The organism is Arthrobacter pascens (assembly GCF_030815585.1).
Taxonomy (GTDB): Bacteria; Actinomycetota; Actinomycetes; order Actinomycetales; family Micrococcaceae; genus Arthrobacter; species Arthrobacter pascens_A.
In genome coordinates this window covers 3,780,802-3,803,340 of sequence record NZ_JAUSWY010000001.1, presented here as the reverse complement: position 1 = coordinate 3,803,340, position 22,539 = coordinate 3,780,802, and the positions used below count along the sequence as shown (strand labels likewise).

The window sequence follows — 22,539 nt, the reverse complement described above, 5'->3', positions numbered from 1 at the left end:
CAGCTGTGCTATCACTTACTCATGAGCCTCATCACCGGAACCGACCCTGTTGCACCTGACAACGGGGGCAGCTTCGCGCGTGCCGGTGACTTGTTTCAGCTCCTTCGGGACGGCAAGGCCCGCACCCGCGCCGAACTGGCCCTGACCACCGGCCTGGCGCGTTCCACTGTTGCCTCAAGAATCGATGCCCTGATTCTGTCCGGCCTGGTCGGACCCGCCGGTGAGGCTAATTCCAGCGGCGGCAGGCCGCCGTCGCGCTTTGCCTTCAACCCGGCGGCGCGCGCCGTGCTGGCAGTCGACGTCGGCGCCACCCACGTGACAGTCGCCGTCACAGATCTCAGCGGACGTGTCCTGACTGAACAGCGCCTGGCCCAAGACGTTGCCGAAGGTCCCGAGACTGTGCTGGACAGGGTGGTCGAGGAAGGCCTCGCGCTTATCGCACAGGCAGGCCGGAGCATAAGTGACCTCGCCGGCGTGGGAATCGGTTTGCCGGGGCCCGTGGAGCACGCCACCGGCAGGCCGGTCAAGCCGCCCATCATGCCGGGGTGGGACGGGTTCGACGTCGTCCGTTACGTCCAGCGCTCCCTGCCGGTTCCCGTCCTGGTGGACAACGACGTAAACATCATGGCGCTGGGGGAGCGTACGGCCCACTGGCCCGAGCACGACAACTTCCTGTTCATCAAGGTGGCCACCGGCATCGGCTCCGGAATCATCAGCAACGGGGAACTGCAACGCGGCGCCAACGGGACGGCCGGGGATCTGGGCCACGTCCGCGTCCCGCGCGGTGACGAGGTGCTGTGCCGCTGCGGCAACTTCGGCTGCCTCGAAGCGCTCGCATCAGGACCGGCCGTGGCCGCGGAACTTGGCCGGCGGGGTATTCCGGCGACCAAGGGCAGCGATGTGCTACGCCTGGTGGCTGACGGCAACCTTCAAGCCATCCAGGCCCTGCGCCAGGCCGGGCGGGACGTTGGGGACGTGCTCGCAACCGTAGTGAACCTGCTCAACCCCTCCGTCATCGTCATCGGCGGAAGCCTGGGCCAAGCTGGGGAGCACCTCATGGCCGGCGTCCGGGAAGTGGTTTACCGGCGCTCGCTGCCGCTGGCCACGACCCATCTGCGCATCGCCCCTTCAGTGGCCGGGAACCAGGCCGCCATTTTTGGTGCTAGCCAGATGGTCACCCAGCACGTACTGTCCCCGGCCGTGATCGAAGCCACGCTGCAGGCCGCAGGCTAGCCGGTCTCGGGCGGCCCTACGCAGAAATGACGCGGATGGGCGAGCCCGCCAGCCAGGCCGTGACGTCCTCGAAGGCCCCACCATAGAACTGCCGGTAGCTCTCCCGGGTGACATAGCCCAGATGCGGGGACAGCACAGTGTTCGGAGCGGACAGGAGCGGATGGCCTGCCGGCAGGGGCTCCTGGTCGAAGACGTCCAGTGCGGCTCCGCGGATCCAGCCTTCCGTAAGGGCACGGACCAGGGCGTCCTGGTCAACCAAAGGGCCGCGGGCGGTGTTCACCAGGATCCCTTCCGGCCCCAGCAGCCGCAGCTCCTCCTCGCCTACCGTGCCCTCGGAACGGGACGACAGCCTCAGGTGCAGGGTGGCCACGTCGGAGTTCAGAAAGAGCTCTTCCTTAGTGACCCTCCGCACCCCCGCATCCGCGGCCGCCTCCTCTGTCAGATTCTCGCTCCACGCCAGCACCTCCATACCGAAGGCCTGCCCGTACGCGGCGATCCGGCGGCCGATCTTGCCCAGCCCAACGATGCCTAAGGTTTTGCCGGCGAGCTCAAACCCCACCGTGGTCTGCCAGGCGCCGGAGCGCAGCGAATTCTCCTCGACCGTGAGGTTCCTGGCGATCCCCAAGAGCAGGGCCCACGTCAGTTCCGGGGCTGCCGTGGGGGAGCCCGGCGTACCGCACACCGTCACCCCGTGCTCGGCTGCTGCGGCCACGTCAATGGAAGCGTTCGCCGCACCTGTCGTCACCAGGAGCTTGAGCTCGGGGAGTCTTTCCAGCACTGTGCGCGGGAACGGCGTCCGCTCACGCATGGCGACGACGATGTGGAAGCCGGCCAGTGCAGCCACCAGGGCATCCGGGGACGTGAACGGCTCCCTGAAGACGGTTACGGAAACCCCATCCTGCTCCAGGGAGGTCCAGTCGGCGAATCCGTGGGCCACGTCCTGGTAGTCGTCCAGGATGGCGAGCCGGTGCTTCATGTCAGTTCCTTCATCCGGTGGTCTGTGGCGTGGAGTTCTGTGGCGTGGAGTTCATCTTAAGGCAACGGGTCATCATGGCCGGCTACCCCGGCTGCCCGGCTGCCCGGCGGGACGGCCGTATGGCCGTATGGCCCGGCGCGGCGTGATAGCAATGGTGGTGATGAAATCACTTTTAAAGCCCGACAGGTCCTCATGAACAGCCGGCTCATGGCCAGGATCCCGAACGGCTGGATCCTCCTCGCCTGCATCGGTCTTCTGGCCCTGAATCTCCGCGGGCCCTTTGTGGCGGTCGCCCCGGTGGTGGACATCATGCAAGTGGACCTGGGATTCTCGCCCGTCATGCTGGGAGTCCTGACCAGCATCCCGGTGCTGTGTTTCTCCCTGTCCGCTCCGCTGGCATCCCTGGCAGCCAGGAAATTCGGGGCAGAGTTCGCTGTGACGCTCACCATCCTTGGTGTGCTGGCCGGAGTCATTCTCCGTTCGGCCTGCGGACCGCTGCTGGTGGTTTTGGGCACCGTACTGATCGGCCTGGCCATCACCATCGGGAACATTGCGGTGCCGCTGATCATCCGGCGCGATTTTTCACCCCTTCGGCAGGGGACCGCCATGGGCATCTACACGGCGGCGCTGAACATCGGATCCTTCCTCACATCCATGGTCACGGCCCCGCTGGCCGAGGTTGCCGGCTGGCGGGCCGCCCTCGCCTCCGTGGGAATCCTGGCCGTGGTGGCCATCGCCTTCTGGATGATCGCCGTCGGGCCGCGGAGCGCGTTGGTGCCCTCCGATGCGGTGGTGCCGGGCGGGCAGGAGCACGCTGCCGTCAAGGGCTCCGGCTGGATTACGGCCGGCCTGACAGCCGGTTTCGCCGGGCAGGCCTGCTCGTACTACGCCGTGACGGCCTGGCTGCCGAGCTACCTCAACGACGAGCTGGGCATGTCCGCATCGGAGGCCGGTGCGGGTTCGTCGATCTTCCAGATCCTCGCGATAGTGGGCGGCCTGGGCGTTCCCTTTGCAGCCAAGTATTTCAGTACGACGACGGCGGCGGTCACCTTGGGCCTGCTGTGGACAGCGGTGCCCGCCGGTCTGCTGCTGGCACCTGAGTTGTGGTGGCTGTGGTCCACGTGCGGCGGGATTGCCCAGGGTGGGGGTATTACGCTGATTTTCATAGCCATCATCAGACTGGCGCGGGACCAGGCCTCGGCTGGCCGGATGTCCGCGACCGTCCAGGGTGTGGGTTACTGCTTTGGTGCGGTTGCCCCGCCACTCGTTGGATGGGTGCATGATGTATCGGGATCCTGGACCCCGGCGTTGCTGGTGATCCTGGCGTCCGTGTTGACGTTCTTCATCTGTACGACCCTCTCCGTGCGGCTGGTGCCGAAAGGACGCTGACCCGCCCCGCCGCCGTCGTACTCCCCACCTCTGCACCCGAACCCCAGGACAGCGCGAACTGGCAGCTAATGACCCCAAACCTTGGTTTTGGGGTCATTAGCTGCCAGTTCGCGCCTGGAGTGGTGGGTTCCGTTGCCGGGCCGGCTCCCCGGATTTCGGGGTTCCTGTTGCGAAGGGTGTGCCGGCCCGGCAAACGGAAGTCTGCGCCGTGACTACGCCGCCGTGAGTTCGTCCTCGGTGGCCTTTTCGCGGGCCTCCGTCAGGTAGCGGGCGTACGCGGGGAGGGTAAGGAATGAGGGGAAATCCTGGCCCAGGGTGACTTCTTCGAAGATGTCCCGGGCGTCTTCGAATCGGTCGCCGTCGAAGCGTTCCAACCGTGCGAACTCTTCGTCCAGCAGCTCTTCGATCCAATGATGCGTGATGATCTCCCCGCGGTCGGTGATGGCCCTGGCGTACATCCACTGCCACAGCTGGGAGCGGGAGATTTCCGCGGTGGCGGCGTCCTCCATGAGGTTGTGGATGGCGACCGCACCGTTGCCGCGCAGCCACGACTCGATGTACCGGATGCCCACTTCGATGTTGTTCCGGATGCCCGTTTCGGTGATGGTCCCTTCGGTGGCGGCCACGTTGATCAGGGCGCGATCATCGGGGGTGACGTCTTCGCGGCTGCGGTCCAGCTGGTTGGGACGCTCGCCCAGGATGTCGTCGAAGACCTCGCGGCAGACCGGAACCAGGTCCGGGTGGGCCACCCAGGAACCGTCGAAGCCGTCATTGGCCTCGCGGGTCTTGTCCGCACGGACTTTCTCGAAGGCGTTGGTGTTGGCTGCTTCGTCCTTGCGGTTGGGGACGGCGGCGGCCATTCCGCCGATGGCCATGGCGCCGCGCTTGTGGCACGCACGAACAAGCTGCTCTGTGTAGGCCCGCATGAACGGCTGGGTCATGGTCACCTGGGCACGGTCCGGCAGGACGAACCGGGGGCCGCGGGTGCGGAAGTTCTTGATCAGGGAGAAGATGTAGTCCCATCGGCCGGCGTTCAGGCCTGAGGCATGGTCGCGCAGTTCGTAGAGGATCTCCTCCATTTCGAACGCCGCCGTGATGGTTTCGATCAGCACGGTGGCGCGGATGGTGCCCTGCGGGATGCCAAGCAGATCCTGGGCCAGGATGAAGATGTCATTCCACAGGCGGGCTTCGAGGTGGTTCTCGATCTTGGGCAGGTAGAAATACGGGCCCTTACCCTGGGCGATCAGGCGGCGGGCGTTGTGGAAGAAGAACAGGCCGAAGTCCACGATGCCACCGGCCACCGGGGTGCCGTCGATGAGCATGTGCTTCTCCGGCAGGTGCCAGCCACGGGGACGGACCACGATGGTGGGCAGTTCCGCGGCGGGGCGGAGCTTGTACTCCTTGCCCTCGGGGCTGGTGAAGTCGATCCGGCGTTCCAGCGCATCCGTGAGGTTCAGCTGGCCCTTGATGACGTTCCGCCACGTGGGGGTGGAGGAGTCCTCCATGTCAGCGAGCCATACCTTCGCTCCGGAGTTCAGGGCGTTGATGGCCATCTTCTGATCCACGGGGCCGGTGATCTCCACGCGGCGGTCCTCCAAGCCCGGAGCCGGGGGAGCGACCCGCCACGTCGCATCGTTGCGGATATCCTCGGTCTCGCGGAGGAACCGCGGGTCCTGGCCACCGGCGATCTCCGCCCGCCGCACCCGGCGCGCCTGCAGCAGCTCCTGCCGCCGCGCCGCCGTAGCCCTGTGCAGTTTTGCGACGAACTCCAGTGCGTCCGGAGTAAGAACCTCGTTCTGCCGGCACATGGGCTGGGCAGTCAGAGTAATCCCATTAATAGTGAAGTTGTCTGTGAAGGTATTCATTTCAAATCTCCTTAGAGAAGAAGCAATTCGACGGCGGGTGGTGACGTACCTGAAAGGCGGTGAACTGGACATCCGGCAGCGTGCGTAAAAGGGGCCCTGCGGCCGGCTTCGTCCTCGCTCAGCGAGGTAGAAGCCGGCCGTGGGGAATAGCACGCCGAGGATCGTCCGGTTTGCCGACGGACGTGAGGCCCGCCGTCGTAAGTGTTAGTGGAACTGGCCTTCTTCGGTGGATCCCACCAGGGCCAGCGTGGATGCGTTCGGGTTGAGCGCAGTGGCGATGTCGTCGAAGTAGCCGGTGCCGACTTCGCGCTGGTGCTTTGTCGCGGTGTAGCCGCGGGACTCGGAGGCGAATTCCTTGTCCTGGAGTTCGACGTACGCGCTCATGCCTTCACGGGCGTAGCCGTGGGCGAGATCGAACATCGAGTAGTTCAGGGCGTGGAAGCCGGCCAGGGTGATGAACTGGAAGGTGAAGCCCATGGCGCCGAGTTCACGCTGGAACTTGGCGATGGTGGCATCGTCCAGGTGCTTGCGCCAGTTGAACGACGGTGAGCAGTTGTAGGAGAGCATCTGGTCCGGGAAGTCGGCTTTGACGGCCTCGGCGAACTTGCGGGCAAGCTCAAGGTCGGGGGTGCCGGTCTCCATCCAGATGAGGTCCGAGTACGGTGCGTAGGCCTTGGCGCGGGCGATGCAGGGTTCGATGCCGTTGCGGACCTTGTAGAAGCCCTCGGCAGTCCTCTCACCGGTGATGAATTCCTGGTCGCGCTCGTCCACGTCGGAGGTGATCAGGGTGGCCGCTTCGGCGTCGGTGCGGGCGATGACTACGGACGGGGTCCCGGCGACGTCTGCTGCCAGGCGGGCGGCGTTCAGGGTGCGGACGTGCTGCTGGCTGGGAATCAGGACCTTGCCGCCGAGGTGGCCGCACTTCTTCTCCGAGGCGAGCTGGTCTTCCCAGTGCACGCCTGACGCGCCGGCCTGGATCATGGATTTCATGAGCTCATAGGCGTTCAGCGGCCCGCCGAAGCCGGCCTCGGCGTCGGCGATGATCGGCACCATCCAGTCCTCAACCGTCTGGATGCCTTCGGAGAACTCGATCTGGTCAGCCCGGAGCAGGGCGTTGTTGATGCGCCGGACCACCGTGGGAACGGAGTTGGCCGGGTATAGGGACTGGTCCGGGTAGGTGTGGCCGGAGTTGTTGGCGTCCGCTGCCACCTGCCAGCCGGAAAGGTAGATGGCACGCAGGCCGGCCTTGACCTGCTGTACGGCCTGGTTGCCGGTCAGGGCGCCCAGTGCGTTCGTGTAGCCGCCGGTCTTGTGCTCTTCGGTGAGCTGCTTCCACAGCTTCTCGGAGCCGCGGCGGGCCAGGGTGTGCTCTTCGGAGACGCGGCCGCGGAGGCGGACCACATCCGTTGCCTTGTAGTCGCGGGTCACACCTTCCCAGCGCGGGTTGGCGGCCCACTCGAGCTCCAGGGCGGTTGCCTGTTCTTCGGGCGTCGGCTGGGTGGGCTCAAATGCTGCAGTCATCTTTGTCTCCTTGATTGAGCTCCGGAGTGAATACCAGCCGGCGGGGCTGCTTCCTTGCAGTCCCGGCCAACTGCTCCGGTGCGGTGTTTCTTTCCGTGATTACTACTTTTCAGTACTTCCAAGGCAATCAATAGAGGGAAACCATGGAAAGAAATGCATTTCTTCGCGTATGCTCAAGAAATGTCCCCTTCAAGCTGGAACCGCAAAGCCACGCCGCCCGCGCCGAACAATGGCGCCCCGGAACTGGACGTCATCAGCCTGGGCCGCCGCGTCCGGCACCTGCGCAAGGCGGCCGGACTGACACTGGATGACCTGAGTGCCGCCGTCGGGACCGCCCCCAGCCAGCTGAGCCTGATTGAAAACGGCAAGCGGGAGCCCAAACTGGGGTTGCTGCAGCAGCTCGCTGCAGGGCTCAATGTGGGCATTGACCAGCTGCTCGGGGCGGAGCCGCCCAACCGCCGGGCGGCCTTGGAGATCGAGCTTGAGCGCTATCAGCGCAGCCCTATCTATGAGTCCCTCAACCTGCCGAAAATCCGTATCAGCTCGCGGCTGCCCATGGATGTCCTGGAGTCAATGGTGGGCCTGCAGCATGAGCTGGAGCGCAAGCTCAATGAGCAGATCGCCACACCGGAAGAGGCCCGGCGCGCCAACGGTGAACTGCGCGCCATGATGCGTGAGCGGAACAACTACTTTCCGGAGTACGAGGCTGAGGCCCAGAAGGTGCTCGCCAGCGTTGGGCACACCACCGGTCCGCTTTCCCAGCACGTCATCGCGGACATCGCCGCGCACCTGGGGTTCAGCCTGCACCACGTGGGCGACCTGCCGCATTCAACCCGTTCGGTGACGGATCTTAAGAACCACAGAATTTACCTGACGCAGAACCAGCGGACGGACCATGACCCCCGGTCCGTGCTGCTGCAGGCGCTGGGCCACTATGTCCTTGGCCACCAGACGCCCAAGAACTACGGCGATTTCCTGATGCAGCGAGTGGCAACCAATTACTTCGCCGCGGCGCTGATGCTGCCGGAAAAGGCCACGGTGGATTTCCTGCAGAAAGCCAAGGTGGCCAAGGAAATAGCAGTGGAGGACATCAGGGACGCGTTTGCCGTGTCCTACGAGACCGCCGCGCACCGGTTCACGAACCTCGCCACCCATCACCTGGACATCCGCACCCACTTCCAGAAGACGCACGAGAGCGGCATCATCTATAAGGCCTACGAGAACGACGGCGTGACGTTCCCGCAGGATCACACGGGCGCCATCGAGGGCCAGCCGTCCTGCAAGCAGTGGACATCGCGGGTGGTCTTTGACGTCGCGGACAAGTTCAGTGCGTACTGCCAGTACACGGACACCCCGGCCGGGACGTACTGGTGCACCGCCCGCACGGAGCGCTCTGCCAACGGCGAGTTTTCGCTCTCCGTGGGGGTCCCCTACGCGCACGTGAAATGGTTCCGGGGCCGGGATACCACGGAGCGGTCCAAGTCCACGTGCCCGGACGAAAGCTGCTGCAAGCGGCCCCCTGCGGAGCTGGCCTCCGAATGGGCGGGCAACGCCTGGCCGTCAGCCCGCGCGCACTCGCACCTGCTCGCTGCCATGCCGCCGGGCGCGTTCCCCGGCGTGGACGAAACCGAGGTGTACAGCTTCCTGCAGGCCCACTCGGGGAGCTGAGTAAAACCCTCTCTCACATCCTGCGGTGTTTCCCCGAACCCTCTCTCACTTCTTGCGGTGTTTCCTCGAACCCTCTCTCACATCTTGCGGTGTTTCCCCAAACGCTCTGTGCGGTGTGAAGAGGGCGTTTCGATATTTGGTGCATGAGGTGAGAGCGTTTCCCCTAGCCGTGCAGGGTCCTGTACGCAGCCGCGGCCGCGGGGTGCAGCGTCAGTCCCGCGGTATGGATGAGCGATTCCGGGCTCAGGAACTGAACGCCCAGACTGGACCTCGGGATGAGCTCCTCGGCATGGCCAACCAGCAGTTCGACCGTCCTCGTCACGGTGGCGTCATCCAGATCTCTTCGGCACAGGAGCAGGTTGGCCACGCCAACGGTCCAAACAGCCGGAATGCCTTCGTAGCTGCCCTCAGGGATCAGCACCCGATCGTAGAACGGGCCGTAGCGTGCCCGCGTCGACGGGATCAGCGCAGAGAGGTCGAGCAATCCGAGCCCGACTTCCTTGTTGGTGGCCGCGATGGCGGCTGTGGGCACGCCGCCGGACCAGAACAACGCATCCACTGACCCGCCCCGGAGGGCGGCAAGTCCATCGTTAAGGCCGAGGTTCATCACCGTGATCGTCTTCTCGGTGGGGACGGAGGGGACAGCGGCACCGACTGCAGTGGAGCTGAAGCCGGCGGCCTCGATGAGCCGGGGAGTGGTCAGTGAAGTCCCCGAACCAGGCTCGCCGACGGCCACGGTCCTGCCCGCAAGCTCGGCGAAGTCCCGGATGCCGCTGTTCTTCCGGACGACGCAGTGGACGTAGTTTTCATACACCTTTCCCAGGGCGGCAATTTCGACATTTGGCGTATTTTTTGCTGCTGCGTGCTGGGCCGCTGCGTCTGCAAGCGCGACGGCGAAGGTGGCCTTGCCGGTCAGGAGATACTCCAGGTTATCCAGGCTGCCCCCAGTCTCCAGCGCCTCGGCGTTGTCGGCGACACCATGGCGCTGGAGGGACTCCGCGAGCAGGGTGGAAAACTCCAAATAGAAGCCTCCCGGCTCACCGCCCGCCACGCTGACGGTGCCTGGACGATCCTCCGGAGTGCATGCAATGACGGTTGGCAGCAGGAGGCCGGTCAGACCTGCGGCCAGCCCGGCCTTGAGGGCTGTCCTCCGGCACGGAAGAGCCGTGCCTGCCATCAAGTCAGCCATGTGGTCCCTCCTGACCCGGCGGGATGATCGCGGGCGGAAACTCGATGCGGGCAATCAGGCCGTGGGGTGATCGTTCGGCCAGCACCAGGCGGCCGCCATTGGCGCCGGCGAGCTTGTCCACGATAGTCATGCCCAGGCCGTTGCCGCGGATCTCCCGATGCCCTGGTGACCGCCAGAACCGGGTGGTGGCTGTAGCCCGTTCTTCCGCAGAAAGCCCGGGACCGTCGTCGGATACTTCAATGACCGCCCCTCCCGGGCGCTCGCGGACGGCAACCGAGATGCGGGCGCCGGGTGCATATTTGATGGCGTTGTTGAGGAGTTCCCCGGCCATCTGGGCCAGCTCAGCGGAGTTGCAGGCCACTTGCACCGCCGGGTCGGGCGGCCTTTCCAGCACGATCGATGCTCCGCTGCGCTGGGCGGCAGGTCCGGCCCGTTCCACCTCTTCCAGCAGGACAGGGAAGGGGTCGATGAGGGCCTTGTCCTTGCCTGACGCGGGGCCGAGTGCGCCGCGGGCAGAGTCCTCGAAGGCCCGGTGCTCAGCCGCCGCCAGCTTCAATACTCCGTCCAGGATCTCTTCCACACGTTCAAGTTCTGCCAGTACCCCCGCTGCCGCGGTATGTTCCCGGACTGTTTGCAGTTCCAGCTGCAGCAGATCGATCCTCAACCGCAGGGCGCCCACCGGATTGCGCAACTGGTGTGATGTGTCTGCTATCAACTGGCGTTGGGAATCGATACTCTCACTGACGGTCCGCGCCATCGTCGTGAAGGAACGGCTGAGTTCCCTCAGCTCCGGCGGCCCGTCTTCCGGAAGCTGACTCGTATGGCCCGTCGCCTCGAGCTCGGTCACCGCTGAATTCAGGCGATGAACGGGTCGCAACACCCACCTGGTCACGCGCGCCGCACCCAGGAGGAGGACCGTCCCCAGTGCGGCTGCCGCAAGTCCGACGACGACCCACCGTTCCCGCAGTTTCTCCCGGGCGGCATCCGGATTGACTTCAAGGACGGCCTCGCCAAGGACTTGGCTGGCGCTTCCGAAGGACCGGGAGATCACCTCAGAGCCGGTTCCAAACGGCTGAAGCGGGGCGAGCGTAGTGTCGCTGAGGTTCAGGCGCGCGCTGGCAATTGCGTCCCGGACGTCTGCCCTGTCCTCGCCCAGGCCGCCGGAGCGCAAGGTGCCCTGCTGCAGGCGGACCAGTACGCCTTCCCGGTACAACCCGGAGTACCTGTCCATCTCGCTCTGAAGCTGGGTGGAATCGCCGTCCACTGCAGCGTCGTATGCCACCTGCGCGAGCCGGTTGAGTGCGGCAACCCGGTTGATCTGCAGTTCCTGCGTGAGCTCCCGGCTGGCGGACGTCAGGATGGCGTTGCAGACGATGATGACCATCAGGACGGACAGGAGGCTGAGGACGCCCAAGACACGCAGTTTCACGCAGGATCCGCCTCGATCCGATAGCCGACGCCGCGGACATTGATGATGAAGCCTGGCCGTTGGAGTTTTGACCTCAGTCCGGTCAGGTGCACATCAAGGGACCGTGAGGATGCGAGGAATGCGTCACCCCACAGCGCGTCCAGGATCTGTTCGCGGGTCACCACTGAACCCGCATGCCGGGCCAACAGAGCGAGCAGGTCGAACTCGGTGGCCGTCAAGGGCAGTACCTGTGAACCGACGGCCGCCACGCGCCGGTCGAGGTCGACGTCGAGATCCCCCAGCACGATGTTTCGTTGCCTGTCGCTGGGGCGGCCTGCGCGCCTTGTGACAGCCTCGATGCGGGCGAGGAGTTCGACCAGTTTTACCGGCTTAACGAGGTAGTCGTCGGCCCCGGACCGGAGCCCCAGCACCACACTCCGCTCATCGTCCCGGGCAGTGAGGATCAGAATGGGACACTGCGTGACCTGGCGAAGTTTCCGCAGTACGTCGAGGCCATCAATATCCGGAAGCCCCAGGTCCAGGAGAATTACCTCGAACCTCCTGTGGACGAGGAGGGCGTCGGCACCCCCGGGACACTCGGGTCGCCTTATGTCCGGCGGAGACGACGGCCGCGTCAAGCGCGGACGCCATGGCGTCGTCGTCCTCGACGATCAGCACTTCCATTGCCTGGTTCCTTTTCGTTGATTGGGCGCTTGCATCCCTGCCCGCTTTGGAGGTTACCCCTTCTCCCACATTTTCGCCGTGCCCCGGAACCTGGCTCGACCAAGATCCGGGGCACGGCAGGAGGAAACCTAAGGAAGTGTTAGGAAATCCCCTTCGGCGTTGGTTGTGCCTTGGATCACCAATAGCTTGGATGAGTCCCCGGCCTTTCAGGGGGACTGTCAACGTCGAGGAGGAACCATGAGCAAGGTCGCCATGGACAGTACGAAAGAACACCTGCAGCGGTTACCGGTGGCGGCGCCGCCGAGGAAGGTTCAGAGATGAGCACCCAGCAAGCCGAAGTCCAGAGTGAGTCAGCCGAGACCCGCCGGGCCGTGAGCAACATCCTCAAAGGCTCGTCCGGCAACCTGGTCGAGTGGTACGACCTCTACGTCTACACGGTGTTCGCCGCCTACTTCCAGTCCCACTTCTTCAACTCCAAGGACGAACTCCAGGCCGGACTCGAAGCGATGGCCGTCTTCGCGACGTCGTTCCTGATGCGGCCGATCGGAGCCTGGTTCTTCGGGCGCTACGCCGACCGCAACGGCCGCAAGGCCGCGCTGACCCTGAGCGTGACCATGATGTCGGCCGGCTCCTTCGCCATCGCGATCCTGCCAACCACACAGCAGATCGGTGTGTGGGCGCTGGTTCTGCTCGTCCTCGTGCGGCTGGTCCAGGGCTTCTCCGTGGGTGGCGAATACGGCACCAGCGCCACCTACATGTCCGAGGCCGCCACGTCCAAGCGGCGCGGCTTCTTCTCCAGCTTCCAGTACGTCACGCTCATCGGCGGACAGATGGTGGCTCTGCTTGTTCTCGTCATTCTGCAGAACACCATGGGCAAGGACATGCTCACGGAGTGGGGCTGGCGGATTCCGTTCGCGATCGGTGGCGTGGCTGCGCTCGTGGTCCTCTGGCTGCGGCGCTCCATGGAAGAAACCGTCTCCGCCGACCAGATCCGCGCCGCGCATGTTCCCGTGGCGGGCATCGCTCAGCCGGGAACCATGAAGCTGCTGTTCACCCAGTACTGGAAGCCGCTGCTGATCTGCATCGGCGTCACCCTCGGCGGCACCGTGGCGTTCTACACGTACACCAACTTCATCCTGAAGTTTATGAACGATACGTCCGGCATCGCCAAGACCGACACCTCCGTGATCAACTTCTGGGCACTGTTCATCTTTATGCTGCTCCAGCCGGTCTACGGCATGATCTCTGACAAAATTGGCCGCAAACCGCTCCTGATCTGGTTCGGCATCACCGGTGTCCTCTTCACCTGGCCGCTGCTCTCCACCCTCTCCAACACCAAGGACCCGTTCACCGCGTTCCTACTCATGATGGGCGGCCTGCTGATCGTGGGCGGCTACACCTCGATCAACGCGCTGGTGAAGGCCGAGCTGTTCCCCGCATCCATCCGCGCCCTCGGTGTCGGGCTGGGCTACGCGATCGCCAACTCGCTCTTCGGCGGCACCGTTCCGCTGCTCGGCGCCGCGTTCCAGAAGGCCGAGCGGGTGGACCTCTTCTTCACCTATGTCACCGTGGCTATCGCCATCTCCCTGGTGGTCTACATCTTCGCGCTGAAGAACAAAAAGGCCACGCACCTGGACCGGGAGCAGGGCGACGCCTGGCAGCGCCCCAGCAAGGACGATGACAAGGACAAAGACCTTCTCAACGTCTAGGGTTTGCCGAAAGAACGACGGCGGCTGGCCGGCCGCCGTCGTCCTCTGGCCCTGAACCGCGGTGCCGGCGAGGCCGTCAGTATGGCGCGGAGCAACCTGCGGAACATCCCGAGGCGTTAGGTTCGTGGGCCGGCGACACGGGGATCTGTGGGAGCGATGGGGACGAGACCAAAACGACGGCAAACCGTGACCCTACCGGCATCGTTCTGCACGCGGCGGGCTGATTGACTGAATGACACCGGCGCAGTTCCGCCCGCTGCTTGCAGGACATGTCCAAGGGGAAGAAATGAAGACATTTCGCGTGGCCAGGATGGCGACGGCGGGCGCCCTTGCGGCGCTCACAGCATGTGCGGTCTCGTCCCCAGGGCTCCTAAAGGCCGACGGCGTGGAGCGTGTTTCGGTGGACCGCGCGGCCTACGACCCTGAACTGGAGGCCTTCCGGGCTTCCGCCATCGCGCTCGGCGTTGAACTGCTGGCAGACGGCGGCGAAGGTACCAACGGGAACGTGGTCTCCTCGCCCGGGAGCCTGCTTATTGCCCTCACGATGCTGCGTTCCGGCGCTTCGGGGGAAACAGCAACGGAGATGGACAGCGTGTTGAGCCTGCCCGCGGAGAACCGGGACGAAGCCATGAATGCGCTGCTGTCGTCGCTCGAAAAGTTCGACGGCGACCCCGGCTCCGTGGATGAGGAGAACCCGCCGCGGAAACCGGTAATGCATGCGGCGAACGGGTTGTTCGTGGACAAGAATGTGCCCACGGGCGAGGCCTATCTGGACACCCTGGCCCGGCATTACGGAGCAGGGGTCTATCCCGTTGACTTCCGCGACGAGCCCACGACGAAGCCGGCCATGGATGCCTGGGTGGACAGGAACACGGGCGGCCGGATCAAGCAAGCGCCCGCCAAATACGATCCCAGGAACACTTTCAGCCTGCTCAATTCGCTCTACTTCGCGGCGGCCTGGAGTGAGCCGTTTGATCCTGACGACACGTCGGACCTGCCTTTCACCACAGCCGAAGGCGCGGAAATTGCTGTTCCGGCGATGCACAAAGCATTGGAGATGAAGTACGCGGAAGGGCGGGGCTGGCGCGGAGTGGATCTTCCGTACGCCGAGGGTTTTGTCATGCGGCTGGTCCTGCCGGAGGCCGCACCCGATGCCGGGCCGGCACCCGCAACCTTCGACGCCGGTAGGCTCAACGAGGTTGCAGTCGCCCTGGACTCGGCGTCACCGCAAGCCGTACAGATACAGCTGCCCCGCTGGGACCACAAATGCAACTTTGACCTGCGCAAGGTCCTGGGAACGATGGGCCTGCAAAAGACCCTCAACACCACCGAAGACTTCAACGCCATCCAGCCCGAGATGGTGATCACCCAGGCAGCCCAGGCTGCCAACATCACAGTTGCGGAAAAGGGCACCATCGCCGCCGCCGTCACCCAGATCAACGGGAGGGTGACCAGTGCGCCGGCCCAGCCTGAGCTGACCATCGACTTTGACCGGCCGTTCCACTACCAGATCGTCCATGTCGAAACCGGACTGCCACTGTTCATGGGAACGGTCGCCGATCCGCGCTAGGCATGTGCCTCACTGCCGGGAGCGCCTACGCCGGATGACGCCGTAGGCAGCGAACAGCCTGGGCACCACCACATATACGGCAGCGGGAACCACCAGCAGGGTCAGGACCAGGGCCCGGAGTACGGGATGCCACCCATCAGTCAACGGCGCGGACGCCAGCATGCCGAGGGTCACGAGCGGGAAGATCGCCAGCCAGGTGATAACCGCCCGGACGTGGACTGATGGTGCGGCAGGGGCAGCCGATGACGCTGATGGAAGGGCCGTTGACTGCGCCGCAGTGGCGGCTGAAGCAGGACTGAGTGTGTTGTCCATAATGATCCCCAACTGTTTAGTTGCAATTACTGGAACGACACTAGCTGGGCTCTTCATAAAGTGCAACTGTTTAGTTGGAAAAAGGTAGACTCGGGGCATGGCTTGGAACACTGACCGCACCAAAGCGCTGCTGCTGGGTGCCGCTACCGAGGAATTCAGCGAGAAGGGCCTGGCCGGTGCCCGGGTAGACCGGATCGCCGCGGCCGCGGGGGTGAACAAGGAGCGGATCTACCAGTACTTTGGCAAGAAGGATGACCTCTTCGACGCCGTACTGGCGGCCGAACTGGCGCGGGTGATGACAGAGGTGCCCATCGAAGGACACGGTGCCGCGGACTTTGGAGACTATGCGGGCCGGCTTTTCGACCGTCACACAACCGACGGGGCCCTCCCTCGGCTGCTGTTCTGGGAGGGGCTGGAGCGTGGGCGCAATACTGTGGACCGGGCCGCTCGGGCAGACCATTGCGCAATCAAGGTGGACCAAGTCATGAAAGTCCTGCCCGGCGTCGACCGGACGGACGCCGCCGACCTTGTCATCACGGTGGTGACGCTCTGTGACGGCTGGACCGTACTGCCCCAGCTCGATGCCCTCCTTGCCGGCGACGCTCCGGACCGTGCGGACCGCCGTCGTGCCTTCATCGTGCGGACTGCAACGCTCCTGGCGGAAGCGTTGCTGGGGGAGTCGCAGGGTCCCGCAATAGCTGCCGGAGCCTAAAAGGGCTGGTCCCCCGGGACAACCGGGGGCGGGCCTCCGCCGCCGTCGTTCGTCCGGACCAGTTTCCAGACGGCGAGCCGACCGGTGGCCACGGAGCCGCCGAGGATGAGCGCAGCAGCAATTGTGAAGCCGAAGAGGGCGTCGTCGGGCCCTCCCCTCGACATGCGGGTGGCTGCCGCAAGCGCAGCTCCCAGGATGCAGCCCAGACTCCCGAAAGCCGCGACGTGCAGCCACTGGTTCCTGACGGGCTGCAACAGGATGGCCAGGGGTGCTCCCAGGCAGAACGCCAAGAAAATGACCGGTACCGAACCGTAGAGCAAGGTGAACACAAAGATGGCTCCCGGGGTCAAGGCCTGCCCCCAGGCAAACGTCAACGCCACAGCGACGCATGCCAAGCTAACCAATGTGCCAACGGCCAGGGCTCCGGTCCCCAGGACAACCTTCCTGGCCCTGCTCATGCTGTGCCCTTGGAGATCCTCAGAAGGGCCCGCCCCAGTTCGGGTTGCGTGAAAATGAAACCCGCCTCGAGGAGTTTCTGTGGCTGTACCCAACGGCTTTTCAGCACCAGCTCGGTCTCAGTCCGGATCAGCGCGGCCCCCATCCGGAGCAGCCAGGCGGGGGTGGGGACGCCAATCGGGGCACCGTAGGCGCGCCGGACCAGCCGCATCAGTTCGCGGTTGTCCACCACATCCGGGGAAGCCACGTTGACGGGACCCGAAATGTCCGTTCGCGCATGCAGGAAGCGGATGGTGCGATAGAGATCCTCCACATGCACCCAGCTGAACTTCTGGCTGCCGGGTCCCATGTGGCCGCCCAGGCCGAGCCGCGCCAGATTGGCGAACGGCCTCAGCGCACCCCCGCCCCCGCCCAGCACGATGGAGATCCGGAGCGGGATTTTCCGTGTTCCGGGAGTGGCCGCCGCTTCCAGTTCGGCTTCCCACGCACGTGCGACGTCCACGGAAAAACCCGTGCCCAGGTCGCCGTCGCGCTCAGACTGGGGCCTGTCTTCGGCGTGCCGGTAGATGGTGCCGGTGCTGGCATTGAGCCAGGTGGACGGCGGTGCGGCGCACCTTGCGAGGGCGCGCCCCAGGGCCGCTGTCGTTGAGACCCGGGACTCGAGGATCGCCGCCTTATTCTTCGTGTTGTAGCGGCAATTGACGGACCGTCCGGCGAGGTTGACCAGGAGGTCAGCGCCATCCAGCACCCGGGCGATGGCGCCGTCGTCGTCCCAGGTGGCTGCCTCTGTTCCGCCGGGATCGTATGGTCCATCAGCGGCGGGCCGGCGGCCGATGGTGCGTACCTTCCAGCCGTCCCGCTCGAAACGGGACCGGAAGTAGGTGCCGATGAAGCCTGATGCCCCGGCGATCACCACGGTCTTGGCGCTGGTCATATGTTCCCCCATGTTGTGTGTTCGTTGCGGTGCGGGTTAATCCCGGACGCTGCGGCTCAGATTGAGGACATCGTCCAAGACCTTGCTGACGCCCGGGAGCCTCGCCAGCGACAGCCCCCGGACAACCAGGGGAACGGCGCCGTCCACCAGTCTCCGCGTTCTGCGCTGACCCTCGGAGGTGTCGTACACCCAGAAGAGGGCGATCCCCATATAGCCCAGCCACAAGAGTTCAGGGAGATCGCCGCGGAGCTTTTTCGGGGCGGACGGGCTGGCACCCTCCACCGCATTGCGGAAGATCGCCAGTGAAGCCTCGCGAGCCGCCGTCGACTCCCCGGCGAACGGGTTGACGGGAGACGTCGGCCGGATGGCGGTGGAGATGAAGTCGGCACCAAAGCGGTGGTACGGAGCCATGACGTCCAGCCCCGCATGCAGCGTGGCCTTGAGCCGACCGCTCAGATCCTTAACGCCCGCCAGGGACTCCGCCGCCCTGGCTGCATGCTCCTCCTGCACTTGGACGTAGAGCTCCTGGACCAGGTCGTCCTTGGATGCGAAGTAGTAGTAGGCGTTCCCCACGGAGATCCCGGCCTCCGCTGCGATGGCACGCATGGTGGTCTTCTCGAATCCGATCTCCCGAAACATGCGCAGCGCCACGCCGGCCACCAACAGCCTTGTCTGTTCGCTCTTGCCCGTCACCGGTTCCCCTCCATTTTTTGAACGTGTTCAGAAACTAGTATGGCATGGAACTGAACGTGTTCAAATCCGCTGCCCGGCTGGTGAGCCGATGCTTTGCCGTCCTCCGACGGCGGAGACGGGAAGGACGTCCACGTTCGGTGGGAGAATGGCGTGACAGTGCTAATACAGCTGGTGCCGTGATCGTCCCGGGCGCCGAGCAAACCACTACGAAACGGACATTCCCATGCCCTCCGCACCAGGCCCTGACGCCCTGCCCCTTACAGACCCCGCAGGAACCGCACCGAAGTTTGCTTCGATCGGCTCGCCCTACTTCGGCATCATGCTGGCCTTTATGGCCGTCGTTCTGATCCTGTCCAATATCGGCGCCTCCAAGGGCGTTGCCATCGGCCCCATCATCACCGACGGCGGCTTTTTCCTCTTCCCGCTGGCCTACATCCTGGGCGATGTCATCAGCGAGGTCTACGGCTTCCGGGTTGCGCGCAAGGCTATTTTCACCACGTTCGCCCTGTCCGTCTTCGCCTCGGTCTGCTACTGGGTGATCATCGCCCTGCCCGGCTTCGACGACGAGTTCGGAACATCCAAGCAGGCGGCCCTGGAAGGTGCCTTGGGACCGGTTCCGCAGATCGTTCTGGCATCCCTGCTCGCGTTCCTGGCAGGGCAGACCATCAACTCGTGGATCCTGGTCAAGATGAAGGCGCGGTCCGGGGAGAAGTCCTTGTGGGCGCGGCTGATGGGATCGTCGGGCGCCGGCGAATTTGTGGACACCCTCATCTTCTGCAGCATCGCCGCCTCGGTCATTGGCATCACAGACTTCGGCACTTTCGTGAACTACGTGGTGGTGGGCTTTGTCTACAAGACCCTCGTGGAATTCCTGTTCGTCCCCGTGACGTCCCTGGTGATCGGCCGGATCAAGAAGCGCGAACCCAGCTACGGCGCGGCGTAGGGCGGACAGTTCACGAGTTCACGAGTTCGCTGGAACGTTGCCGGTTCGCTGTAACGAAACAGCGTTCCCGGGACTGGTCCCGCGAACTCGACGGCGGTCAGCCACCCAGGGCGTGCAGCAGGCGGTTCCTGAACTCCAGTTCCCGGAACAGGTCCTTCCATTCGATCCGGATGACGGTCCAGCCGTCCTCTGTGAGGGCCTTCTCCCGCTGCCTTTCCTCGAAGAGCACCTCCTCTGTTGGCCGGTAGTCGAAGTACTTGGCCTTCCCGTCGAACTCGAGGGCCACTTTCCTTTGCTTCCAGGCGAAGTCCAGCCGGTAACGGCCGCGGCGGGTCATCACTTCGACTTGGGGCTCCGGGGAAGGGATTCGCAGCCGGGCGATGAGGTCCCGGGTCAGGGTTTCGCCGGGTGACTCCGACCTCGGATCGGCGGCCGCGAGCACGCGCCGGAGGTTCCTGATGCCCCGGCGTCCGTCCAGCCCCGCAGCCTTGGCATCCAGCATGGTCCTGTCCGCTCCAAGGCGGAGTGCGTGGTCCATGAGGATGAGCGCCTGCCGGTATGGAAGCAGCAGGCCGCAATCGACGGCGGTCCGTTCCAGCGTGGTGGTACGAAGGCCCCTGACTACGGCCCGGTCGGCCTCGGCCAACTCCGCCGTGTGGCAGACGACGTCGCGGCCGTGGCGGTCCCCGGACGGTCGCGTACGCTGCGTCAGGTGGATCCGGTTGTCAACCTTCCAGAGGTAAAGTCCGCGGAGCCGCGCACCCGAGGTGTGGCTGTAGCGGAAGCTGCCCGTCGACGTCGTGCGTGTTCCATGCGCGTGGGCGTGGATCAGCTGGAGGTTCCGGACACCGGGCCCCTGCTTCGTCCAGGCGCTGCCCCTGATGTAGCAGCCGTGGCGGAGCCGGACCAGGGTGCCAGCCGCCACCAGTGCGGCGATTGAACGTTTTCCCACGCCGAGGTCCAGCAGTTCCTGCGTGCGCCACAGGCTCCCGGTTTCCGGAAGCCTGGGGTGAGGGCTCGGCTGGGGTTCTGTCATAGCCCCAGACTCGGTTATGTGCCACGGCGCCGATAGACGTTGGATGCGCCACGTGGATAACCGTGAGTTCGCGGGAAGGTAACCAGTTCGCTGGAGCGATACAGCGAACTGGGGCCGCTCCCGCGAAGCCAGCGCGTCAGGAGTAGTCGCGTCAGGAGTAGTACTGCGCCAAGGTCTCGGCCTTGAAATCGAAGAAACGGCCGGATTCGATGGCCAGCCGGGCGTCGTCCACCATCTTCACCACAAACCGCTCGTTATGGATGGAGATGAGCGTGGCCGAGAGCATTTCCTTGGCCTTGTACAGGTGGTGGATGTACGCCCGCGAGTAGTTGCGGCAGGCGTAGCAGTCGCAGCCTTCCTGCAGCGGCCCGAAGTCACGTTTGTACTTTGCGCCAGAGAGGTTGTAGCGGCCTGTGGGCGTATAGAAGGCCGAGTTGCGGGCCACGCGGGTGGGGGAGACACAGTCAAAGGTGTCCGCGCCGTTCTCGATGGCCGTGAAAATGTCGTCGGGCTCGGAGATGCCCAGGAGGTGCCGCGGCTTGTCCTCGGGGAGCTCCTCGTTGCACCAGCGCACGATGGTGCCCAGGTTTTCCTTTTCCAGCGCACCGCCGATGCCGTAGCCATCGAACGGCATGGCACCGAGGTCCCGGCAAGCCTTGCGGCGAAGGTCCTCGTACTGTGCCCCCTGGATCACCCCAAACAGCGCCTGGTAGGGCTTGCCCGCACGCCCGGAGGTCAGCCGGAAGTGCTCGTCCAGGCAGCGCAGTGCCCATAACCGGGTCCGCTCCAGGGATTCCTCCTGGTAGCGGCGTGAGTTCTGCAACGTGGTCAGTTCGTCGAAGGCGAACATGATGTCCGCGCCGATTTGGTGCTGGACCTGCATGGAGATTTCCGGGGAGAAGCGGTGGCGGTCCCCATTGAGATGGCTCTTGAACCACACTCCGTCGTCGTCAATGTGTGCCAGCCGTTCCTTCCCGGGGGCGACGGCGTCGTCCGGCCCGGAAGCGTCAACAGACTTCATGTCGATGACCTTCTTGAAGCCCGAACCCAGGCTCATCACCTGGAACCCGCCGGAATCCGTGAAGGTGGGACCGGGCCAGTTCATGAACGCGCCCAGCCCGCCGGCTTCGTCCAGGATCTCCGGGCCCGGCTGAAGGTAGAGATGGTAGGCGTTGGCCAGGAGCGCCTGCGCCCCGAGTTCGGCCATGGATTCCGGCAGCACGGACTTCACCGTGGCTTTGGTCCCGACGGCGATGAACGCCGGCGTACGGATCTCCCCATGGGGGGTGCTGATGGTGCCGGTCCGGCCCCGGAATTCGCCGCCGTTGGCTGCCACCAAGGCTCCCGACGGGGCGCAGCTTTCGGCCACGCGCGTGCCGACCCGGAAGGAGAATTCCGACTGCCCGGCGGCAGCGGCGGCAGCGGCAGGAGCGGCGGGCATAGCGGAGGGGCGGTTGGCTGGCACGGTACCAGTGTGCCAGCTATCAGCCCGGATGCCTCAGCTGATCGGCTCGGATGTGGGGTAGTTCTCAGCACGCCAGCCGTCCCAGAGCGCGCGCACGGACTCCAGGCTGTGGGCGCCCAGATCGTAGGTGGAGATGATCACCATGGAGCCGCCGTCGGGCCTGACTTCGTCGATGACGGGCTGGTCGGCCACAATCAGCAGACCGTCACCGTGCTCGGCGTAGCCATTGACGGTCAGCCCCACCTGGTGGTTGCTCCGGTACCAGACCTTGCCAGAGATCTCCTCCCCGGTGCCAAGGGTCAGTTCATAGTTCTCACCGGGCTTTGGCACGTTGGAAAGCCCCAGTTTTTCTATGGCGGAGCCGGGACCACCCGGAACCTGGAAGAACGAAGTGTGCCGCTTGCCGTGCGGGTGGCGTTCCAAAGCGAACCTGAGCTGTTGCAGGAATGTCAGCCAGCCCTGGGTGATGTCCTCGTCCCAGGCCGCCCACTCCGAGTTGTGGTCCTTGGCCGCGCGGGTCACGCTGACCCGTGTCCCGGCAGGCACGGGTTTGAGCTCAAAGACGTCGCCGCCGTCGGTGGTCAGGCTCGTGTGGTCCGGGGCTTCAACTACGTTGCTGCCGAAGTAGATTTCCTTGATTTCGGCGTCCAGGTCGTCCGCCTCCCAGCCGTGCCACTGGGCCACCCTGGACGGTTCGCGCAGCATGGTCCAAACCTGCGGCGCATCGGCATTTACCACCACGCTCAAATTGTTCGTCATAGGCCGAATGTACAACC

At 64.8% G+C, this 22,539-nt stretch carries 19 protein-coding genes and 2 pseudogenes; 8 read left to right on the top strand and 13 right to left on the bottom strand.

Translation table 11 applies throughout. The features are described from left to right. Positions 1–21: 21 nt before the first annotated feature. A complete protein-coding gene (locus tag QFZ30_RS17490) occupies positions 22–1,233 on the top strand; it encodes an ROK family transcriptional regulator (RefSeq protein ID WP_307078367.1) in 1,212 nt (403 codons plus the stop codon). A gap of 16 nt (positions 1,234–1,249) precedes the next feature. Here QFZ30_RS17490 and QFZ30_RS17485 read toward each other — a convergent pair whose 3' ends face one another. Then, positions 1,250–2,209 (bottom strand): D-2-hydroxyacid dehydrogenase family protein, encoded by a 960-nt coding sequence (locus QFZ30_RS17485; protein WP_307078365.1) that lies wholly within the window; start codon positions 2,207–2,209, stop codon positions 1,250–1,252. Positions 2,210–2,401: 192 nt separating this feature from the next. Here QFZ30_RS17485 and QFZ30_RS17480 point away from each other — a divergent pair, with 192 nt between their 5' ends. Further along, positions 2,402–3,598, top strand: a complete 1,197-nt coding sequence (locus tag QFZ30_RS17480; protein ID WP_307078364.1) for an MFS transporter — start codon at positions 2,402–2,404, stop codon at positions 3,596–3,598. 212 nt (positions 3,599–3,810) lie between these two features. Here the strand turns inward: QFZ30_RS17480 and aceB are convergent, their stop codons facing one another. Both aceB and aceA read right to left on the bottom strand, forming a co-directional pair. Next, positions 3,811–5,463: a malate synthase A gene (gene aceB, locus QFZ30_RS17475; protein ID WP_307078362.1), complete on the bottom strand. Its 1,653-nt coding sequence runs from the start codon at positions 5,461–5,463 to the stop codon at positions 3,811–3,813. A gap of 204 nt (positions 5,464–5,667) precedes the next feature. Further along, a complete protein-coding gene (gene aceA / locus QFZ30_RS17470; RefSeq protein ID WP_307078360.1) occupies positions 5,668–6,984 on the bottom strand; it encodes an isocitrate lyase in 1,317 nt (438 codons plus the stop codon). A gap of 153 nt (positions 6,985–7,137) precedes the next feature. Between aceA and QFZ30_RS17465 the strand changes: the two genes are divergently transcribed. After that, positions 7,138–8,652, top strand: coding sequence for a helix-turn-helix domain-containing protein (locus QFZ30_RS17465; RefSeq protein WP_307078358.1), 1,515 nt, complete (start codon positions 7,138–7,140; stop codon positions 8,650–8,652). Positions 8,653–8,815: 163 nt separating this feature from the next. On the opposite strand, the gene QFZ30_RS17460 is transcribed toward QFZ30_RS17465, so the two are convergent. The 3 genes and pseudogenes from QFZ30_RS17460 to QFZ30_RS17450 form a co-directional block, all read right to left on the bottom strand. Beyond that, positions 8,816–9,841, bottom strand: a complete 1,026-nt coding sequence (locus QFZ30_RS17460) for a TAXI family TRAP transporter solute-binding subunit (RefSeq protein WP_307078356.1) — start codon at positions 9,839–9,841, stop codon at positions 8,816–8,818. Next, entirely contained in the window at positions 9,834–11,270 is a 1,437-nt protein-coding gene (locus QFZ30_RS17455; RefSeq protein ID WP_307078354.1) for a sensor histidine kinase, read from the bottom strand. The genes QFZ30_RS17460 and QFZ30_RS17455 overlap by 8 nt, the downstream gene beginning before the upstream one ends. Next, positions 11,267–11,933: pseudogene (locus QFZ30_RS17450) on the bottom strand (response regulator transcription factor). Before QFZ30_RS17450 ends, QFZ30_RS17455 begins: the two are co-directional and overlap by 4 nt. A gap of 317 nt (positions 11,934–12,250) precedes the next feature. On the opposite strand from QFZ30_RS17450, the gene QFZ30_RS17445 reads away from it, so the two are divergent. The 3 genes and pseudogenes from QFZ30_RS17445 (at position 12,251) to QFZ30_RS17440 (ending at position 15,212) form a co-directional block, all read left to right on the top strand. After that, complete coding sequence (locus QFZ30_RS17445) at positions 12,251–13,642, top strand: MFS transporter (protein ID WP_307078352.1); 1,392 nt, start codon at positions 12,251–12,253, stop codon at positions 13,640–13,642. A gap of 45 nt (positions 13,643–13,687) precedes the next feature. Next, positions 13,688–13,762 (top strand): annotated as a pseudogene (locus QFZ30_RS22125) (thiamine pyrophosphate-dependent enzyme); the annotation flags it as partial. A gap of 166 nt (positions 13,763–13,928) precedes the next feature. Beyond that, a complete protein-coding gene (locus tag QFZ30_RS17440; protein WP_307078350.1) occupies positions 13,929–15,212 on the top strand; it encodes a serpin family protein in 1,284 nt (427 codons plus the stop codon). 9 nt (positions 15,213–15,221) lie between these two features. On the opposite strand, the gene QFZ30_RS17435 is transcribed toward QFZ30_RS17440, so the two are convergent. Further along, positions 15,222–15,524, bottom strand: coding sequence for a hypothetical protein (locus tag QFZ30_RS17435; protein ID WP_307078348.1), 303 nt, complete (start codon positions 15,522–15,524; stop codon positions 15,222–15,224). Positions 15,525–15,621: 97 nt separating this feature from the next. Between QFZ30_RS17435 and QFZ30_RS17430 the strand changes: the two genes are divergently transcribed. Further along, positions 15,622–16,236: a TetR/AcrR family transcriptional regulator gene (locus tag QFZ30_RS17430; protein ID WP_307078346.1), complete on the top strand. Its 615-nt coding sequence runs from the start codon at positions 15,622–15,624 to the stop codon at positions 16,234–16,236. Here QFZ30_RS17430 and QFZ30_RS17425 read toward each other — a convergent pair. Genes QFZ30_RS17425 through QFZ30_RS17415 form a run of 3 tightly spaced genes read right to left on the bottom strand, consistent with a single transcriptional unit; the run spans position 16,233 to position 18,319 of the window. Then, the gene (locus QFZ30_RS17425; RefSeq protein WP_307078344.1) at positions 16,233–16,694 is read right to left on the bottom strand and encodes a hypothetical protein; all 462 of its coding nucleotides are present in this window, start codon (positions 16,692–16,694) and stop codon (positions 16,233–16,235) included. The two genes, QFZ30_RS17430 and QFZ30_RS17425, sit on opposite strands and share 4 nt — an antisense overlap. Then, positions 16,691–17,626: a TIGR01777 family oxidoreductase gene (locus tag QFZ30_RS17420; protein WP_307078342.1), complete on the bottom strand. Its 936-nt coding sequence runs from the start codon at positions 17,624–17,626 to the stop codon at positions 16,691–16,693. Before QFZ30_RS17420 ends, QFZ30_RS17425 begins: the two co-directional genes overlap by 4 nt. Before the next feature lie 36 nt (positions 17,627–17,662). After that, on the bottom strand, positions 17,663–18,319 hold the full coding sequence (locus QFZ30_RS17415; protein WP_307078340.1) for a TetR/AcrR family transcriptional regulator: 657 nt from the start codon (positions 18,317–18,319) through the stop codon (positions 17,663–17,665). Between the two features lie 223 nt (positions 18,320–18,542). On the opposite strand from QFZ30_RS17415, the gene QFZ30_RS17410 reads away from it, so the two are divergent. After that, complete coding sequence (locus QFZ30_RS17410) at positions 18,543–19,262, top strand: queuosine precursor transporter (protein ID WP_307078338.1); 720 nt, start codon at positions 18,543–18,545, stop codon at positions 19,260–19,262. A gap of 97 nt (positions 19,263–19,359) precedes the next feature. Here QFZ30_RS17410 and QFZ30_RS17405 read toward each other — a convergent pair whose 3' ends face one another. The 3 genes from QFZ30_RS17405 to QFZ30_RS17395 all read right to left on the bottom strand — a co-directional run bounded on the left by QFZ30_RS17405 (position 19,360) and on the right by QFZ30_RS17395 (position 22,522). After that, a complete protein-coding gene (locus tag QFZ30_RS17405) occupies positions 19,360–20,298 on the bottom strand; it encodes a type IV toxin-antitoxin system AbiEi family antitoxin domain-containing protein (protein ID WP_307078336.1) in 939 nt (312 codons plus the stop codon). A gap of 151 nt (positions 20,299–20,449) precedes the next feature. Beyond that, positions 20,450–21,739, bottom strand: coding sequence for a tRNA guanosine(34) transglycosylase Tgt (gene tgt / locus QFZ30_RS17400; protein ID WP_307080338.1), 1,290 nt, complete (start codon positions 21,737–21,739; stop codon positions 20,450–20,452). A 57-nt stretch (positions 21,740–21,796) separates the two neighbouring features. After that, positions 21,797–22,522 carry an SRPBCC domain-containing protein gene (locus QFZ30_RS17395; protein ID WP_307078335.1) on the bottom strand — a complete coding sequence of 242 codons (726 nt, stop codon included), beginning with the start codon at positions 22,520–22,522 and terminating at the stop codon, positions 21,797–21,799. Between the last annotated feature and the right edge of the window lie 17 nt (positions 22,523–22,539).

What these genes read in the sequence shown, in the direction of transcription:
- QFZ30_RS17490 (WP_307078367.1), top strand. Translation starts at nt 22, where the DNA reads ATGAGCCTCATCACCGGAACCGACCCTGTTGCACCTGACAACGGGGGC.
- QFZ30_RS17485 (WP_307078365.1), bottom strand. Translation starts at nt 2,209, where the DNA reads ATGAAGCACCGGCTCGCCATCCTGGACGACTACCAGGACGTGGCCCAC.
- QFZ30_RS17480 (WP_307078364.1), top strand. Translation starts at nt 2,402, where the DNA reads ATGAACAGCCGGCTCATGGCCAGGATCCCGAACGGCTGGATCCTCCTC.
- aceB (WP_307078362.1), bottom strand. Translation starts at nt 5,463, where the DNA reads ATGAATACCTTCACAGACAACTTCACTATTAATGGGATTACTCTGACT.
- aceA (WP_307078360.1), bottom strand. Translation starts at nt 6,984, where the DNA reads ATGACTGCAGCATTTGAGCCCACCCAGCCGACGCCCGAAGAACAGGCA.
- QFZ30_RS17465 (WP_307078358.1), top strand. Translation starts at nt 7,138, where the DNA reads ATGCATTTCTTCGCGTATGCTCAAGAAATGTCCCCTTCAAGCTGGAAC.
- QFZ30_RS17460 (WP_307078356.1), bottom strand. Translation starts at nt 9,841, where the DNA reads ATGGCTGACTTGATGGCAGGCACGGCTCTTCCGTGCCGGAGGACAGCC.
- QFZ30_RS17445 (WP_307078352.1), top strand. Translation starts at nt 12,251, where the DNA reads ATGAGCACCCAGCAAGCCGAAGTCCAGAGTGAGTCAGCCGAGACCCGC.
- QFZ30_RS17440 (WP_307078350.1), top strand. Translation starts at nt 13,929, where the DNA reads ATGAAGACATTTCGCGTGGCCAGGATGGCGACGGCGGGCGCCCTTGCG.
- QFZ30_RS17435 (WP_307078348.1), bottom strand. Translation starts at nt 15,524, where the DNA reads ATGGACAACACACTCAGTCCTGCTTCAGCCGCCACTGCGGCGCAGTCA.
- QFZ30_RS17430 (WP_307078346.1), top strand. Translation starts at nt 15,622, where the DNA reads ATGGCTTGGAACACTGACCGCACCAAAGCGCTGCTGCTGGGTGCCGCT.
- QFZ30_RS17425 (WP_307078344.1), bottom strand. Translation starts at nt 16,694, where the DNA reads ATGAGCAGGGCCAGGAAGGTTGTCCTGGGGACCGGAGCCCTGGCCGTT.
- QFZ30_RS17420 (WP_307078342.1), bottom strand. Translation starts at nt 17,626, where the DNA reads ATGACCAGCGCCAAGACCGTGGTGATCGCCGGGGCATCAGGCTTCATC.
- QFZ30_RS17410 (WP_307078338.1), top strand. Translation starts at nt 18,543, where the DNA reads ATGCCCTCCGCACCAGGCCCTGACGCCCTGCCCCTTACAGACCCCGCA.
- QFZ30_RS17405 (WP_307078336.1), bottom strand. Translation starts at nt 20,298, where the DNA reads ATGACAGAACCCCAGCCGAGCCCTCACCCCAGGCTTCCGGAAACCGGG.
- tgt (WP_307080338.1), bottom strand. Translation starts at nt 21,739, where the DNA reads ATGCCCGCCGCTCCTGCCGCTGCCGCCGCTGCCGCCGGGCAGTCGGAA.
- QFZ30_RS17395 (WP_307078335.1), bottom strand. Translation starts at nt 22,522, where the DNA reads ATGACGAACAATTTGAGCGTGGTGGTAAATGCCGATGCGCCGCAGGTT.